Annotated in this window: 18 protein-coding genes; 13 read left to right on the top strand and 5 right to left on the bottom strand. The window is 65.2% G+C overall.

The features are described from left to right. The first annotated feature begins 204 nt into the window (after positions 1-204). From HY699_03730 to HY699_03720, 3 genes are read left to right on the top strand one after another with little or no spacing between them, the layout of a single operon-like run. Positions 205-504, top strand: coding sequence for a YggT family protein (locus HY699_03730; protein MBI4514912.1), 300 nt, complete (start codon positions 205-207; stop codon positions 502-504). After that, on the top strand, positions 501-839 hold the full coding sequence (locus HY699_03725) for a DUF167 domain-containing protein (protein ID MBI4514911.1): 339 nt from the start codon (positions 501-503) through the stop codon (positions 837-839). The genes HY699_03730 and HY699_03725 overlap by 4 nt, the downstream gene beginning before the upstream one ends. A 23-nt stretch (positions 840-862) precedes the next feature. Next, positions 863-1,153 carry a zinc ribbon domain-containing protein gene (locus tag HY699_03720; GenBank protein ID MBI4514910.1) on the top strand — a complete coding sequence of 97 codons (291 nt, stop codon included), beginning with the start codon at positions 863-865 and terminating at the stop codon, positions 1,151-1,153. Positions 1,154-1,204: 51 nt separating this feature from the next. On the opposite strand, the gene HY699_03715 is transcribed toward HY699_03720, so the two are convergent. After that, positions 1,205-1,609 carry a hypothetical protein gene (locus tag HY699_03715; protein ID MBI4514909.1) on the bottom strand — a complete coding sequence of 135 codons (405 nt, stop codon included), beginning with the start codon at positions 1,607-1,609 and terminating at the stop codon, positions 1,205-1,207. A 188-nt stretch (positions 1,610-1,797) separates the two neighbouring features. Here HY699_03715 and HY699_03710 point away from each other — a divergent pair, with 188 nt between their 5' ends. The 9 genes from HY699_03710 to HY699_03670 all read left to right on the top strand — a co-directional run bounded on the left by HY699_03710 (position 1,798) and on the right by HY699_03670 (position 11,108). Next, positions 1,798-2,832, top strand: coding sequence for a rod shape-determining protein (locus tag HY699_03710; GenBank protein ID MBI4514908.1), 1,035 nt, complete (start codon positions 1,798-1,800; stop codon positions 2,830-2,832). Between the two features lie 73 nt (positions 2,833-2,905). Beyond that, positions 2,906-3,754, top strand: a complete 849-nt coding sequence (mreC, locus tag HY699_03705; protein ID MBI4514907.1) for a rod shape-determining protein MreC — start codon at positions 2,906-2,908, stop codon at positions 3,752-3,754. A 1-nt stretch (position 3,755) separates the two neighbouring features. Continuing rightward, positions 3,756-4,256: a rod shape-determining protein MreD gene (gene mreD / locus HY699_03700; GenBank protein ID MBI4514906.1), complete on the top strand. Its 501-nt coding sequence runs from the start codon at positions 3,756-3,758 to the stop codon at positions 4,254-4,256. After that, the gene (gene mrdA, locus HY699_03695) at positions 4,253-6,121 is read left to right on the top strand and encodes a penicillin-binding protein 2 (GenBank protein MBI4514905.1); all 1,869 of its coding nucleotides are present in this window, start codon (positions 4,253-4,255) and stop codon (positions 6,119-6,121) included. The genes mreD and mrdA overlap by 4 nt, the downstream gene beginning before the upstream one ends. Further along, on the top strand, positions 6,084-7,187 hold the full coding sequence (gene rodA / locus HY699_03690; protein ID MBI4514904.1) for a rod shape-determining protein RodA: 1,104 nt from the start codon (positions 6,084-6,086) through the stop codon (positions 7,185-7,187). Before mrdA ends, rodA begins: the two co-directional genes overlap by 38 nt. Positions 7,188-7,283: 96 nt before the next feature. Continuing rightward, positions 7,284-8,267 (top strand): thiamine pyrophosphate-dependent dehydrogenase E1 component subunit alpha, encoded by a 984-nt coding sequence (locus tag HY699_03685; protein MBI4514903.1) that lies wholly within the window; start codon positions 7,284-7,286, stop codon positions 8,265-8,267. 30 nt (positions 8,268-8,297) lie between these two features. Then, positions 8,298-9,266, top strand: coding sequence for an alpha-ketoacid dehydrogenase subunit beta (locus HY699_03680; protein ID MBI4514902.1), 969 nt, complete (start codon positions 8,298-8,300; stop codon positions 9,264-9,266). Between the two features lie 19 nt (positions 9,267-9,285). Next, a complete protein-coding gene (locus HY699_03675) occupies positions 9,286-10,428 on the top strand; it encodes a 2-oxo acid dehydrogenase subunit E2 (GenBank protein ID MBI4514901.1) in 1,143 nt (380 codons plus the stop codon). A gap of 242 nt (positions 10,429-10,670) precedes the next feature. Then, the gene (locus tag HY699_03670) at positions 10,671-11,108 is read left to right on the top strand and encodes a CoA-binding protein (GenBank protein ID MBI4514900.1); all 438 of its coding nucleotides are present in this window, start codon (positions 10,671-10,673) and stop codon (positions 11,106-11,108) included. Between the two features lie 30 nt (positions 11,109-11,138). On the opposite strand, the gene HY699_03665 is transcribed toward HY699_03670, so the two are convergent. The 4 genes from HY699_03665 to HY699_03650 form a co-directional block, all read right to left on the bottom strand. Then, complete coding sequence (locus HY699_03665; protein ID MBI4514899.1) at positions 11,139-12,485, bottom strand: monomethylamine:corrinoid methyltransferase; 1,347 nt, start codon at positions 12,483-12,485, stop codon at positions 11,139-11,141. A 93-nt stretch (positions 12,486-12,578) separates the two neighbouring features. After that, positions 12,579-13,286, bottom strand: coding sequence for a cobalamin B12-binding domain-containing protein (locus HY699_03660; GenBank protein MBI4514898.1), 708 nt, complete (start codon positions 13,284-13,286; stop codon positions 12,579-12,581). Between the two features lie 29 nt (positions 13,287-13,315). After that, on the bottom strand, positions 13,316-13,624 hold the full coding sequence (locus HY699_03655; GenBank protein MBI4514897.1) for a hypothetical protein: 309 nt from the start codon (positions 13,622-13,624) through the stop codon (positions 13,316-13,318). 29 nt (positions 13,625-13,653) lie between these two features. Next, positions 13,654-14,535, bottom strand: coding sequence for an LLM class F420-dependent oxidoreductase (locus tag HY699_03650; protein MBI4514896.1), 882 nt, complete (start codon positions 14,533-14,535; stop codon positions 13,654-13,656). 178 nt (positions 14,536-14,713) lie between these two features. On the opposite strand from HY699_03650, the gene HY699_03645 reads away from it, so the two are divergent. Further along, positions 14,714-15,382, top strand: coding sequence for a TetR/AcrR family transcriptional regulator (locus tag HY699_03645; protein MBI4514895.1), 669 nt, complete (start codon positions 14,714-14,716; stop codon positions 15,380-15,382). Positions 15,383-15,411: the final 29 nt, after the last annotated feature.

Here is a 15,411-nt window from a genome sequence, read left to right as displayed (position 1 = left end):
CGTGGATTCCCGCTTTCGCGGGAATGACAAATTGCGTCCCTTTCGGCCATGGGCCTCGGCCTGACAGTACACAGTACTGTCAGACTGGTGAGGATTTGCCCGGTCGGCTGCACGTTACCCACAGATTTGTCGCACACCCGGAGTTGGGGCGCGCTTGAGGCCGCCTTGTGAAAGGGCAGGCGGCAAGCTAAACCGGCCGGACCCATGTTTGTTCTCGCCAACCTAGTGTCGGCTACAGCGCAAGCGCTCAATCTGGTGCTGCAGCTCTACATGTTCATCGTGATTGCCCGGGCGCTAATTTCGTGGGTCAATCCCGACCCGCACAACCCCATAGTACGGTTCCTTTTCAATGCCACCGAGCCGTTGCTGTACCGGGTTCGCCGGGCGGTGCCGATATTTGCCGCGGGCATCGATTTGTCGCCGCTGATCGTGCTGGTGGGGATCTACTTCCTGCAGGCGTTCTTGGTTCAGAGTCTGTTCGACCTGGCGCGCGGCCTCAGATGAGCACGGGGTTTCTGACGACTACACCCGGCACCGTGCGGGTGCGCATCCGCTTGCAGCCACGCGCCAGCCACAACCGCATCGTGGGCTGGCACGGGCAAGCGCTCAAGGCGCAAGTCACTGCGCCTCCAGTTGAAGGCGAGGCCAATGCGGCTTTGGTCCGCCTGGTGGCGCGTGCGGTCGAACTGCCCCCGTCGGCGGTGCGGGTGGTGGGTGGGGCCAAGAGCCGGGAGAAGTTGGTGGAAATCGAGACGGTCAGCCCGGCAGACGTTGCCGCGCAGCTAGAACGGCTGGCGGGTGGGGCGGTTCGCGTTGACAAGCCGGAGGGTCCTGATTAACGTCGCGCTCGAACGGAGGATCTATGCCGATTTACGAGTACGGGTGCCCGAAGTGTGGGCATTTTGAGTTGGTACAGAAGTTCAGCGATCCTGCGCTCAAGCGCTGTCCAACGTGCAAGGGCAAGGTCGCCAAGCTGATGTCCAACACCTCGTTCCAGCTCAAGGGCACGGGCTGGTACGCTACTGACTATGCTCGGAAGGGACCGACTAGCGGGGCGTCAAACGGTGGTTCCACCGAAACCAAGGGCGATTCTGCCAAGCCCCCCGCCAAGGAAAGCTCGAAAGCCAAGGACGGCGCTGCCAGTGCTGCCTGATCGGGTCGTCGGGCGGGAAGAAGCCCCGACGACCCTCTGACCAGTGTTGCTTCAAGCCGGTGTCGCCGGGCTAGCCGGATGAGCCGGTTTCGTCACGCGACGTTCCAGCGCCGCCACTCGCTTGCGCAGGCGGTCCAGCTCGCTACGCGAGGCAACGTCGAGCCGGTTCACCACTGGCGCCAACGCCTTCTCGGCCCGATGAGCGGCCCCGCTGACGATCCGTTCGCCGCGCGCCTCGACCCGCGCCCGCGCCTTCTCCGCCCGCTTCCTCACATCGGTGGCCACGCGCTCCACTTCGTGGGTCAGTTTGCGCACCGCTTTGCGCGGGGCCGCCGGCAACATCTCCACCGCGTCGGTCCATACCCGCCGGGCCAGCTTCTCGACATCATGGCGAGCGCTCTCGATCCGTTTGGGCAACCGGGCCAGCATCCCCTTCTCTGGTTTCTTCGCTGTCATGCTCTTCACCTCCTTTCTGCCGCTCTATTTAACACGGCGCGTCAAAATGTCAATGCAGTGCGTCATGGGCAAAGCCGGGCAATCCCGCTCACCGGGGCGCCTCCCGGCTCGCCCGCGCGGCTGCCTTGCCCTGCTAGGGCGATTCTGGTACGCACGCCCCTGACCCGATCACACGGGATAACTCGACAATGGTGCTCGATTTTTTGCTCGGCCTCTTCTCCAACGATCTGGCGATCGATTTGGGAACCGCGAACACGCTCATCTACGTCAAGAGCGAGGGCATCGTCTCGAACGAGCCGTCGGTGGTTGCGGTGCAAAAGGACGCGCGAGGCGGCCGGCGGGTTCTGGCGGTTGGGGCGGAGGCGAAGAAGATGCTCGGGCGCACGCCCGGCTCGATTGTCGCCATTCGCCCGCTCAAGGACGGGGTGATCGCGGATTTCGAGATCACCGAGGCGATGCTGCGCTACTTCATTCAGAAGATCCACAATCGCAAGACGCTGGTGCGGCCGCGCATCATCATTTGCGTGCCCTTCGGGATCACCGAGGTCGAGAAACGGGCGGTGAAGGAATCGGCCGAGTCGGCCGGCGCCCGCGAGGTTTATCTCATCGAAGAGCCGATGGCCGCGGCCATCGGTGCCGGCCTGCCGATCACCGAACCGACGGGTAACATGATCGTCGATATCGGCGGTGGCACCACCGAGGTCGCCGTGATTTCCCTCAAGGGGGTGGTGTTCTCCAAGTCCGTCCGGGTAGGCGGCGACAAGATGGACGAGGCCATCGTCCAGTACATCAAGCGCAAGTACAACTTGCTGATTGGCGAGCGCACGGCGGAGCTGATCAAGATCACGATCGGGTCAGCTTACCCCGGCAACGAGATCCAGACCATGGAAATCAAGGGACGCGACCTGGTTGCGGGGGTGCCGAAGACCGTCGAGGTTTCCGACGAAGAGATCCGCGATTCGTTGCTCGAGCCGATCAATCAAATCGTTGACGCCGTCCGAATCGCACTCGAACGTACGCCGCCCGAACTCGCCTCCGACATCGTCGACAAGGGCATCGTGCTCGCCGGCGGCGGCGCGTTGCTGCGCAACTTGGACGTGCTGCTGCGCGAGGAGACGGGGCTGCCGGTGGTGCTGGCGGATGATCCGCTGACGGCGGTGGTGATGGGCGCCGGCAAGGTCCTCGACGAATTGTCGCTGTTGAAGGATGTCACCATTCAGTGAAGCGCCTGCGCGCGGTTTGATTCGATGAGTAACCGCCCCGACTAGCCGGCGGGCGGCGTTCCGCACCTCAGCCATGCTCGAGTTTGTCCGGAGAAATCGCATTATCGTGACCTCCGGGCTGCTGTTGTTGCTCTCGCTGCTGCTCGTCTCCAGCAGTGCCCGGTCGCGCCGGCGCGGCGATCCGCTCGCGGCGGTGTTGCTCGAAGCCATGCACCCGTTGCAGGTGGCCGCCAGTGACATAGCCGCTGCCGGGGCCGCCGTTTGGCGCCGCTACGCCGACTTGGTCGGGGTGCGTGCCGAGAACGAGAGCTTGCGCCGGCGGCTGCAACAACTCGAGGAACAGAGCGGCCGCCTCGCCGAACTGGCCGAGACCAATCAACGGCTCAACGAGTTGCTCGGCTTTCGCTCGATCCTCGAAGGTCAGACCCACGCCGCACAGGTGTCGGGGCGTAATCCCGGCACCCTTTTTCAGAGTCTAACGATCGACAAAGGCGAGCACGACGGCATTCGCAAGGGATTTGCCGTGCTCTCGCCGCAGGGCGCCATCGGCCAGGTCATCGCCACCAGCCCCCATTCGGCGCGCGTGCTGTTGCTGACCGATCACAACAGCGGCGTCGACGCCGTCGTGCAGCGCAGCCGCGCGCGCGGCATCGTCGCCGGCGCACTGGCGGACGGCTGCGTGATGAAGTATGTCGAGCGCGGTGAAGATGTTGAGGTGGGGGATCGTGTGACAACGTCAGGGCTCGACGGCATCTTCCCCAAAGGCATTCTGATCGGCGAGATCACCAAGGTTTCGCGCAACCACCGCGGCCTGCTGCAAGTGGCGGAGATCCGCCCCAGCGCACCGCTCGATCGCCTCGAAGAGGTGCTGGTCGTCGAGCCGGGAGCACGGCTGCCGGAGCCGAGTGCGGACGGGCCGTAGCATGCGAACGTTCTTGACCTTCGTTGCCGCCGCGGGTGGCGCGCTGCTGCTGCAAACCACCGTCTGGCATTGGCTGCCCCTCGGCGGCGCCATTCCCGACTTGCTGCTGGTATTGTGCGTCTACCTCGGCCTGCATCAGCACAGCGTGGGCGGCGCGCTCGGCGCCTTCTTCCTGGGCTACGCCCAGGACAGCTTCTCGGGTGGGGCACTTGGGCTCAATGCCTTTGCCCTGTCGCTGATCTTCATGGTGGTCTACCTGACCTCGCGCCGCCTGTGGGTGGATAACGCGATTTCGAAAGTGGTGTTGGTTTTTCTGGCGGTGCTGATCAAGACCGCGGCGATCATCATTTTGCTGAGCATCTTTCTGTCCACTGACGGGCTCTGGAGTACGGTGGTGCGCCATCTGCCGGTCGAGGCGGCGGTGGCCGCCGTGCTCAGCCCGGCCATTTTCAGTCTGCTCGCTTACGGCCGGCAGACCAGCCCGGCGGAGGACGAGACGTGATCCCGCTGGCGCAGCGCGAAACCCCGCTGGCCCTGCGCCGGCGCCTGGCCGGCTTCCTCGCCTTCGCCGTGCTCGGTCTGTGTGCCCTGCTCGGCCGGCTTTGGCTACTGCAGGTGATTCAGGGCGAGGAGAAACGCCTGCTCTCCGAGAACAACCGCATCCGGCTCCATCGCGTCCACGCCACGCGCGGCACGGTGCTTGATCGCAATGGCCAAGTGCTGGTCGACAGCCGCCCCTCGTTCGACGCCGTGTTGGTACCGGAGGATTCCTCGAACTTGGCGCTTACCATTGAGAACCTGGCGCAGCTTCTCGGCCAAGGGTCAGCAGACACCAACGCCGTCCTGCAGCAAGCGAAAGGGCGCCCGGCGTTTCAAGAGATCGTTGTCAAACGCGATGTCGATTGGAACGATCTGATCGCCATCGAGACCCATCAGCTCGATCTGCCCGGTGTCAGCCTCGCCATTACCCCGCGGCGCAGCTATCCCCTTGGCGGGTCACTGGCGCACTTGCTCGGCTACGTTGGCGAAGTCAGCGAGAAAGAGATGGCCGCCGATCCCCAGTACCGCATGGGCGACCTCATCGGCAAAACCGGCCTCGAGCGCGGCTGGGAGAAGCAACTGCGCGGTGTCAACGGCGGCCAACAGATCGAGGTCGACGCCGTCGGGCGCAAGCTGCGGGTGCTGCGCGAGGTCGAAGAGGTGCCGGGTAACACGGTGACGCTGACCGTTGACCTCGCGCTGCAACAGGCCACCGAGCAGGCGCTCGGCGATCGCGACGGTGCGATCGTTGCCCTCGACCCGAACACCGGCGAGATCCTAAGCTACGTCAATCATCCGTCTTACGATCCCAACGTCTTCGCCCACGGCATCTCCGCGCAGCAGTGGCGCGGATTCACGCAGGATGCCCACCATCCGCTCACCAACCGCGCGGTCCAGGGCCAGTACCCGCCCGGCTCGACGTTCAAGATCGTCATGGCCGTGGCCGCACTGGAGGAGGGGTTGGTCAACCCCTTCACTACCATCAACTGCGGCGGCGGGGTGCAGTTCGGCGGCCACTTCTTCCGCTGCTGGAAGAAGGGCGGCCACGGCGGGGTCAACCTGCACGAGGCGCTGGTGCAGTCGTGCGACGTGTTCTTCTATCAGCTGGCGCAGCGCATGAGCGTCGATACCATCGCCCGTTACGCACGTGCCTTCGGCCTCGGCTTACCTACCGGCATTGCGCTCGAACACGAGAAGGCGGGCACGATTCCCGATACCGCCTGGAAGCGGCGGCGCTTCGGCCAACCCTGGTACGCCGGCGAGACGCTCTCGGTCGCCATCGGACAAGGCTACGTCACGGCGACGCCGTTGCAGATGGCCAACTTGATCGCGACCATGGCCACCGGCGTCCGCTACCGCCCCTACTTCGTGAAGCACGTGGCCACGCTCGACGGCGATGTGCTCGAAGAAACCGAACCCGAGCGGGTGCAGGTCCTCAAGCTGCGCGAGACCACGCTCAAGCAAGTGCGTGATGCCCTGCGCGACGTGGTCCAGAGCGAGCGCGGCACGGGCAAGAAGGCCCGGCTCAAGCGCGTCGAGGCCGCCGGCAAGACCGGCACCTCACAGGTAGTGAAGCTGGGAGAGGTGCGGTTGAAGGCGCAGCAGATCCCCTGGCAGCAACGTGACCACGCTTGGTTCGTCGCTTACGCCCCGGTGGAGAAGCCGGAGATTGCGGTGGCCGCGGTCGTCGAGCACGCCGACGGCGGCGGTGGGGCGATCGCGGCGCCGGCGGTGCGCGAGGTGTTGGAAACTTATTTCCGGCTGCGCGAGCAGCGCAGCGGGAGGCTCTATGCTCAAGATCGATCGGCGGCTGATCGTCCACTTTGATTGGGCGTTGCTAGCGCTGGTGCTGCTGATCCTCGTCTGCGGGGTTGCCACCGTGCTGAGCGCCACCTACACCCCAGAGCGCCTGGTCAGCGCGGTGGTGGTGCGGCAGCTGGTGTGGGCGGCGCTGGGCCTCTTGGCTACGCTCGTGGCCGTGAGCTTCGACTACCGGCGCTTGGAAAGCTGGGCCTACGTCATTTACGCCGGGGCCCTGCTGCTGCTGCTGCTCGTGCCCGTGCTCGGGGCCGTCGGCGGCGGCTCGCGGCGCTGGTTGACCTTCGGCCCGGTGTCGATCCAGCCCTCGGAGTTCATGAAGCTGGCGCTGGTGGTGGCGCTGGCGCGCTGGCTGCACCGGCTGGCCGGTGATCAGCCGTTGCCGTTGGCAGCGGCCGTCGTGCCCGCGGTCTTGTTCGCACCTGCGGGCTGGCTGGTGCTCAAACAACCCGATCTGGGCACGGCGTTGGTGCTGGGCTTGTCGTCGGCCAGTCTGATCTTGTTGGCGGGGTTCCGCATTCGCTACGTGGCCTTGACGGTGGCGGTGATCGCGCCGGCGCTGCCGTACCTCTGGGCCCATCTCAAGCCCTATCAGAAGCAACGTCTGGTCATGTTCCTCGACCCCATGGCCGATCCGCTGGGCGCGGGTTACCACGTCATTCAGTCGGAGATCGCCATCGGTTCCGGCCAGTGGTGGGGCAAGGGCTTCCTGCACGGCACCCAGAGCCGGCTCAATTTCCTGCCCGAGCAGCACACCGACTTCATCTTCTCGGTGTTTGCCGAGGAGTGGGGCTTTATCGGCGCGCTGGCGTTGCTCGCTCTCTATCTGGCGCTGCTGCTGCGCTGCTTTCTGGTCGCCAGCCGTGCCAAAGACAACTTCGGTACCCTGCTCGCCTTCGGCGTTGCCGCCACCATCTTCTGGCAGGTCTTGATCAACCTGGGCATGGCTACCGGATCACTGCCAGTGGTCGGCATCACCCTGCCGTTTTTCAGTTACGGCGGTTCGTCGCTGCTGGCGTTGATGATCGGCGTCGGCTTGCTGATCAACGTCAGCATGCGCCGCTACACTTTCTGAGCTTGTTTGCCGGCCTCGGGGCATTGACCCCGTGCGCGCCGGTTTACTATGGGTGCCAGGCCAGCTGCCCACAGCGGGGCCGGCAGGAGGAGATCGATGGACGCATCCGCAGTACCGAAGGAGAAACTGCTCAGCCTCTACCGCACCATGGTCACCAACCGGCGGTTCGAGGAGACCCTTTCCAACTTGTTCTTTCAGGGACAAATCCCCGGCTTCGTCCACGTATCGATCGGCGAGGAAGCGGTGCCGGCCGGCGTCTGCGCCGTACTGACGGACAAGGACTACATCACCACCACCCACCGCGGGCACGGGCACGTACTGGCCAAAGGCGCGCAGCTCAAGCCGATGATGGCCGAGCTGTTGGGCAAGCGCACCGGCTACTGCAAGGGCAAGGGCGGCTCGATGCACATCGTCAGTTACAGCCTCGGCATCTTCGGCGCCAACGGCATCGTCGGCGGCGGTCTCCCGATCGCCACCGGCGCCGCCCTGGCCTCCAGCTTGCGCGGCAATGACGCGGTGGCGGTGGCCTTCTTCGGTGACGGGGCCTCGAACGAAGGCACGTTCCACGAATCACTCAACCTCGCCAGCCTGTGGAAACTGCCGGTTATCTACGTCTGCCAGAACAACGGCTACGGTGAGTTCACGGCCACGGCCGACTCGACCTCGGTCAAGGACATCGCCGTGCGCGCCCAAGGCTACGACATGCCGGGAGTGATCGTCGACGGCAATGACGTGCTCGCCGTCTACGAGGCCGCCAAGACCGCCGTCGAGCGCGCCAAGCGCGGCCAAGGCCCGACGCTGATCGAGGCCAAGACCTATCGCTGGGAGGGACACGTCGTCGGCGAGCAGGCCTTCGTGCCGGATTACCGGCCCCCGGAAGAAATCGCGGCGGCCAAACAGCGCTGTCCGATCCAGCTGTTCGCCAAGCAACTGGCCGACACCGGTTTTGTCGAGCCAGCCGAGCTCGAACGCATTGCCGGCGAAGTCGAGCGCGCCCTCGAAGAGGCGGTGGCCTTCGCGCAAGCGAGCCCGTTCCCCGAGGTCGAGTCGGCGCTGGAGGACGTGTTCGCCAACCCCTAGCTAGCCAAGCTAACTCCCTGGAGGTATCCCATGCCGGAAATCGGATTTGTTGAGGCCATTCGTCAAGCCCTGGCCGAGGAGATGGAGCGCGACCCGACCGTGTTCATCATGGGCGAGGACGTGAAGGTCGGGGCCTTCGCCGCTACCCGGGGCTTGTATGAGAAGTTCGGTGCCGCACGCGTGCGCAACACGCCCATCTCCGAGGCCGGCATCGCCGGCGCCGGTGTCGGAGCGGCGATGGCGGGCATGCGGCCGGTGGTCGAGATCGAGTTCGCCAGCTTCTTCTATTGCTGTTTCGATCAGGTCTGCAATCAGGCCGGCAAACTCCGCTACATGTCCGGCGGGCAGGCGCGCATGCCGATCACCTTCCGCTGCGTCTACGGCGCGATGGGGTCGGCGGCGGCGCAGCATTCCGAGGTGGTGTATCCGCAGTTCCTCTCCGCCCCCGGCCTGAAGATCGCGATCCCGTCGGGCGCCGCTGAGATGAAAGGCTTGCTCAAGGCGGCGATTCGCGACGACGACCCGGTGCTGGTGTTCGAGCACGGCCGGCTCGGGTTCACTCGTGGTGAAGTCCCCGCCGGCGATGTCATCATGCCGCTGGGAAAAGGGGCGGTGAAACGCGCGGGCAACGACGTCACTATCATCGCCGTCGGCGCGATGGTGCCCAAGGCCCTCGCCGTCGCCGAGGAGCTCGAAAAGGAAGGCATCGGCATCGCGGTGTGGGATCCGCGCACCCTGGTGCCGCTGGATGAAGACGGCATGCTCGAAGTGGTGGCCAACACCGGCCGCGTGGTCATCGCCGACGAGGGCCACCGCCGCGGCGGCGCCGCCGGTGACCTGGCGGCCATCATCATCGACCAGGGCTTCGATTACCTCAACGCGCCGATCAAGCGCGTTACCGCCCTCGATGTGCCGATCCCGTTCAGCCCGCCGCTGGAGAGCTACGTGCTGCCGGACGAGGAGAAGCTGAAGGCGGCGGTGCGCGAGATCATGGCCTGAGGCGGGGCGCGGAGTTGTGATGCCGATCGAAGTCGTCATGCCGAAGTTCGGCCTGACCATGCAGGAAGGAACGATCCAGCAGTGGTTCAAGGCCGAGGGCGAGAGCATCGCGGCCGGGCAGCCGCTGTTCGAGGTCGAGACCGAGAAGGTCTTGTATCAAGTCGAGGCGCCGGCCAGTGGCGTGGTGGCCAAGCTGTTGTACCCGGCGGAAGCGACGGCGCCTTGTGCCCGGGTGGTGGCGGTGATCGCGCAGCCTGGGGAAGACCCCTTGGCGATCGCGGCGAACTACGCGAGCGCGACACCGGCACCGATAGTACCGGCGCCTAGTGCGCGCGGAACGGCTTCGGCACCTCCAGCCGCTCCCAACCGGACGCCGGCGGCCACGCCGGTGGCGCGCAAGCTCGCCAAAGAACACGGGCTCGATCTTGCCGCGATTCAAGGCAGCGGCCCGGGCGGTCGCATCACCCGCGAGGACGTCGAGGCCGCGATCTCGGCGCCGCGCTCGGCGGCAGCGGCGGCTCAGCCGCTCAAGGGCATGCGTAAGAACATCGCCGAGCGCATGCTCAAGAGCCTGCACTCCAGCGCCCAGCTGACGATCACCACCGAGGCGGATGTCACTGCCATGGTGCGACGCCACGCCGAGCTCAAAGCCCAATTCGCCCTCACCTACACCGACTTGATCATCGAAGCCGTGGCGGGCGCGCTGCGCTCTCATCCGCGACTCGGCGTCACCGTCGCGGGCGATGCGATTCAGTCACACACAGATATCAACATCGGTATTGCGGTTGCGCTCGACGACGGCCTGATTGCGCCGGTGATCCGCAAGGCCGATCAGAAATCGTTGCCGCAGATCGCCGAGCAGACGCGCCTGCTCGCCGGCAAGGCGCGCGCCGGCACGCTCGGCGTCGAGGAAGTCAGCGGCGGCACCTTTACCATCACCAACCTCGGCATGTACGGGGTGGATGCATTCACCCCCATCATCAACCAGCCCCAGGTAGCCATCCTCGGCGTTGGCCGGGTAGTGGAAAAGCCGGCCGTTTTCGATGGCCAGATCGCGATTCGCTCGTTGTTGACCCTGAGCCTGACGTTCGATCACCGCATCGTCGACGGCGCGCCGGCCGCGGCCTTCTTGCGCGCCGTGGTCGAGCGGCTGAGTAATTAGAGGCTGTGAAAAACTCCCCGGGGGGTGGAGCAATGCTCCACCCCTCCACAATGATGCTATTCGCTCCGCCTTCCGATCTTGAGGGCGGGAGCGGTGCTCCCGCCGCACTTCGCCGCGACCGCGGGTACATCGTTGATTTCCTCACCCTCCAGCCGCCCGGGCGCCTCTGCGCGCCCACCTATTCCTTTCGCTTCCGCTTGGGAGCGTTCTGGCGTAGAAGCAGGCGCAAAGGAGGATTCACCATGGCCTCGGCACATGAAACGTTCTGGACCAATGCGAGCTTCGCTTTCGTCGGCCACTCGGCCAAGAAAGGCTTCCCGCGCATCAGCTACGGCGAAGCCAAGAAGGGCGGCAAGAAGGTGTTCGCCGTCGATCCCTCGGTCGACCGGATCGACGGCGACAAAACCTATCCGGACCTGCACTCACTGCCGGAGAAGGTGGATGCCGCCGTGCTCGAAGTACCGCGAGAGGAAACGCTCGAAGCGGTGCGACAAGTGGCGGATGCGGGCATCAAGAACGTCTGGGTGCATATGAACCGCGACACGCCCGAGGCGCTGGCCTTCGCCCGGGAACGTGGCCTGAACATCCTGACCGGCACCTGTGCGGTGATGTACGTCGCCCAAGGCGCCTCCTATCACTCGATCCACAAGTGGCTGAACAAGTTCCTCGGCAAGTACTGACGACCCCGGCGGTGTTGTCAGCCGCCGCGGCTAGTTCAGGGGCATGCCCAGCCGCGACAGCTCGTCCATCACCCGCAGCAGCCCGGCCTCGTACTCGGGCCTGGGCTGCACCGTCTGGAGGTCGTAGGCCTGGGTGAACGGCACCGGTTTCTGCACCGCCGGCAGCAGCTCATCCACCCGGAGCATGATCTTCTGGGCCAACTCGTTGGCGGCGGTGGGCGACAGGCCGGTGCACGCCTTCAGCATTCGGTCGATCAACCGCGCTTCGAGGCCGGTGTGGCCGGCAATCCAGGCGTAGGACAGTCCGCTGGCGACGTACACCGCCACTACGCTCGCCGATTGCCACAGCGTGACCGGCGTGCGCCAGACCTTGACGTCGCCCGAGATCGAAGTGCCGACGGCGAGACCCAAGTGGCGCTCGCAGGCGCGGGCGGCGCCGCTGAAGGCCCAGTGCGAGTCGCGCGTTGCCCAGGTGCCGTCGAGGTGGCTGGGGAAGAAGCTCATGGTGCCGCCATGCGCATAGCTGAGCTGCCCGAGCGCGTTGGCAACCATGGTCACGGCCACTTCCGCGCCGTCGCGACAGAGGCCGCCGATGCACGACATCGAGCTCTGCCACGGCTCGATGCCCCTAATCTCGCAGTATTGCGCCAGTAACAACGGGTTCCAGCTGAGCTTCTGCTCGGGCATGATGTGGATGCCGATCTGGGTGTTGTAAGCATCGCGGTAGCCGGAGTTCATCACTGCCATCGTGGCGCTGGGCGTGCTGGCGGTGCAGAGCAGGCCGAGATTGAGATGCAAGCGGCCGGCGCGCTTGAGCGCCTCGCGCAACGCCTCCTGCTCCCACAGGGCCACGTGGACTTCGGTCAAAGTGCCCGCCTTCGGACTAATGGCGTCGAGCCGAGCCAGCCCCGGGCAGATGCCGAGGCCTTGGACGCACTCCTCCTGCGCCAGCGACTGGACGTAGGGGATGAACCAGTCCTTCTCCGCCACTCCGGCCGGGCCGGCGTAGTTCGTCGGCGCCCAGGCGTCGCTGCCTTTGCGGTAGCGCAACGTCATCTTGTCGGGATGCTTACCGAGTGTGACGCAGGCGGGATTGTCGCGCGACTCCTGGGCCAGCTGCCGAATTTCTTCCTTGCTGTACTTCACCACCCGCTCGGTGCTCATGTGGTAGAGGCCGACGTCGGCGAGCAAGTCGACCGCGGCATGGAACACGGCGTCGGCGGTGCGATCATCGACGACCAGCTGCTCGGGGTCGTACTTGATCTCATACTCCGCCACCAGATCGCGCACCTTGAAGGCGAACTCCAAGTCGAAGTCGTCGGCTTTCATTACCGGGCCTTTCACTGACCGGTCCTGGAAATCCATAATCGGGATCATCTGCGTTCTCCTGCTGGAATAGCCTGCACCAGAGAGTCACAAACACGTAGCGGCAAGCAGCGCTGCCGCTTCTCTACCTTGAGAGGGTTCTGCTCAACTCCGCCGCGCGTTGTACCACCACGGATGACTGTAACCGGTCGCCAGCCGCGCTTCCTCACCAACGTCCTTGCCCATCAGCTGCTGGCACAGCGGGACAGCGGCGACGGCGTTGAGGGCCCAGCCGTCGGCATCCATGGCGTCGGCCTTGTCCGCGGTGCATTCGGTGCCGCCGATGATCACCTTGTACTTGTCCCGCAGTCCCATGTCCTGGAGGTAGCCGATTACTTCCGGGCAATAGGGAATCGTGGTGACTAGAAAGGCCGACAGCCCGATGATGTCGGCGTGGTGCTCTTCGGCTTTCTGGATGAAGTACTTGGAATCGAGATCGATCCCCAGCTTGTGCACCTCGAAACCGGCCAGTTCGAGCTGGGTGGAGACCAGACCGTAACCGATGGTGTGCAGGTCGCCCTTGACCGCACCGATCACAACCGTGCCCTGCTTGCCTTCGGCGTTCGGCGGCAGATGCGGCTTGATCAGCTCGATGCACGGCTCGGCGACTTTGCCGCCCATCACCAGCTCGGCGAGGAAGTATTCCTTGGCGCCGAACTTGTCGCCGACCACCCGCAGTCCGGCGATCACGCCTTTCTGTAACATCTCGACCGGGTCGAGCCCTGCTTGCAGGCCCCTTGTCACCAGCTCAAAAGCCTTGCTCTTCTTGAGCTGCCAGACGGCGTCGTAGATCTCTTGAATGGTAACGCTCATATCTAACCTCAGCGTGTCGCTTGGCTCGGCTACTCCTGCAAGTAGGGCAGGCCGTGCCGGATCGCCATCTCCACGCGCCCGAGTTCATAGGCGAGATAGGCGAGGTGGGCGCGGCCTATCTCCCAGTTGGCGAGCAGCTTGAATAGCCCGACGGTGCTCCCGCTCAAAGCCAGCCGGGGCTCGTCGTCGATCATCACCGTGACCCGCCCCTGCCCGTGGCGCGGGAGCGCTTCGACCACGAAGCAGTAGCCGACGCTGTCTTCAGTCCAGTCCGGATTGGGCCCGATCTCCTCGAAGCTGAGGTCGGGATAGGTGGCCTTGAGTTGGTCCAGTGTCACGCTGACTTCCTCAGCCGGCAGTGCCGCATTCAGCCCGTGCCCTTCATTTTGGCGATGATCTTGTCGGCGTAGCTTTCGAGGTAGGCCCGCTTTTGTGCGATGGTCGAGGTCGGGCCGATGGTGAAGCTGAAGGGATAGCTGACCGTGCCACTGACGCCGGCATCTTGGAGGCGCTTGATCGCGTCGATCTCGGGCGGCACGGTCAGCGGAGTGACAATGTCGAAGGCGTCGTTGCCGCGGCCCGCGGCTCGGCGCAGTTGCATGAGTTCGGCGGCGGTGGCGCTGGCCTGCTCCGGGGTTTGGCCCGCGCCGAGCCAGCCGTCGCCCAGGCGCGCGGTGCGGCGCAGGGCCGCGGCGCTCATGCCGCCGATGTATATCGGCACCGGCGTCCGCGGCACCGGGCACATCTTGACGGGCGGAAAGTCGAAGAACCGGCCGTGATGCTCAACCACCGCGCCGCTCCAGAGCTTGCGCAGCACCTCGATCGACTCGTCGAAGCGCTTGCCGCGAGTACTGAAGTCGACGCCGAGAATATCGAACTCCTCCTTCATCCAGCCCGAGCCCGCGCCGAGGATGACTCGGCCGTCGAAAAACGAGGCGACACTGGCGACCGCCTTGGCCACCTCAATCGGATGGTGCAACGGCAGGATGAAGACATTGGTGACGAAGCGCAGCCGCTTGGTCACCGCGGCCAAAGTCGCAATCAGCGACCAGCACTCCGGCCACGGGGTCGCGGCAGTGAACGAGGGCGGCTTGCCGTCGGCGGAATACGGATAGCGTGACTGCAACTGCTCGACATGAAGCAGGTGCTCGGAGATCATCACGCCATCGAAGCCGACATCCTCGCAGATCTTGGCTACTTCAATGAGTTGATCGGCTTCGGCAAACGCAATCGACTGCCAGAACTTCATCACCTGCCTCCGTCCCTGCTCGCGCGGGGTATTTCTAGTACGATACGAATCGTATCGAATATGTCAGGCCGCAGCCAGCCCGGTGACGAAAGTCATCGCCGGACGGGGCCACTTCGGGTCTCATGCACTGTGGCGCCAGCAGCCCCAGTGGTCGGGCGGCGCGGAGCAGGATCAGGCAATGGCATCTCGGTTGCGAAGGCGAAACCTCGGCGCGAAAGCGCGGCCGCTAGCGGCGGGCGCCGCGGCCGGGCGGGGGCGGCCGCGCAGCATGGTGGCGGAGCGGGCCATCCTGGAGGCCACGCTTGAACTGCTGGCGCAAAACGGCATCTCCGGCTTCTCGGTCGAAGCGGTCGCCACGCGTGCCGGTGTCGGCAAAGCCACGATCTATCGGCGCTGGTCGTCGAAGCTGCCGCTGGTGGTTGACGCGATCACGACGTTGCCCGAGCTGCAGCTGCCCGACAGCGGTACGCTGCGGGGCGATTTCCGCCAGGCGCTGGGCAACCTGGTCACGATCCTGCGATCGTCGCCGCTCGGCCGGGTCCTGCCGCAGCTGGTCGCGGAGCACGGCGGCGACCGTGACCTTGATCACGTGGTTGGCCGTTACCTGGAGCGGCGGCGGGCGCCGCTGGTCGAGATCGCGCGCCGCGGCCTCAGCCGCGGCGAACTACCCGCCGGCTGTGATGCCGACATGCTGGTCGATCTTCTCGTCGGCCCGATCGTTAATCGCTTGCTCTTCTCCCGCCGCCCGGTCGGCGCTGCCTTCATCGACTTGGTGATCGCTACGGTGCTCGACAGCGCTGCCGGTCACCGGCGGGGCCGCTCAAGTGCCCGCCCGTTGAAAAGGTGAAGAACGCGGCCGGCGCCACGGCGCTTGCC

Source organism: Deltaproteobacteria bacterium, assembly GCA_016210005.1.
In the GTDB taxonomy this organism is placed as follows: Bacteria; Desulfobacterota; Binatia; order HRBIN30; family JACQVA1; genus JACQVA1.
The sequence above is the reverse complement of the archived record's forward strand: the minus strand, read 5'-3'. Positions and strand labels throughout refer to the sequence as shown.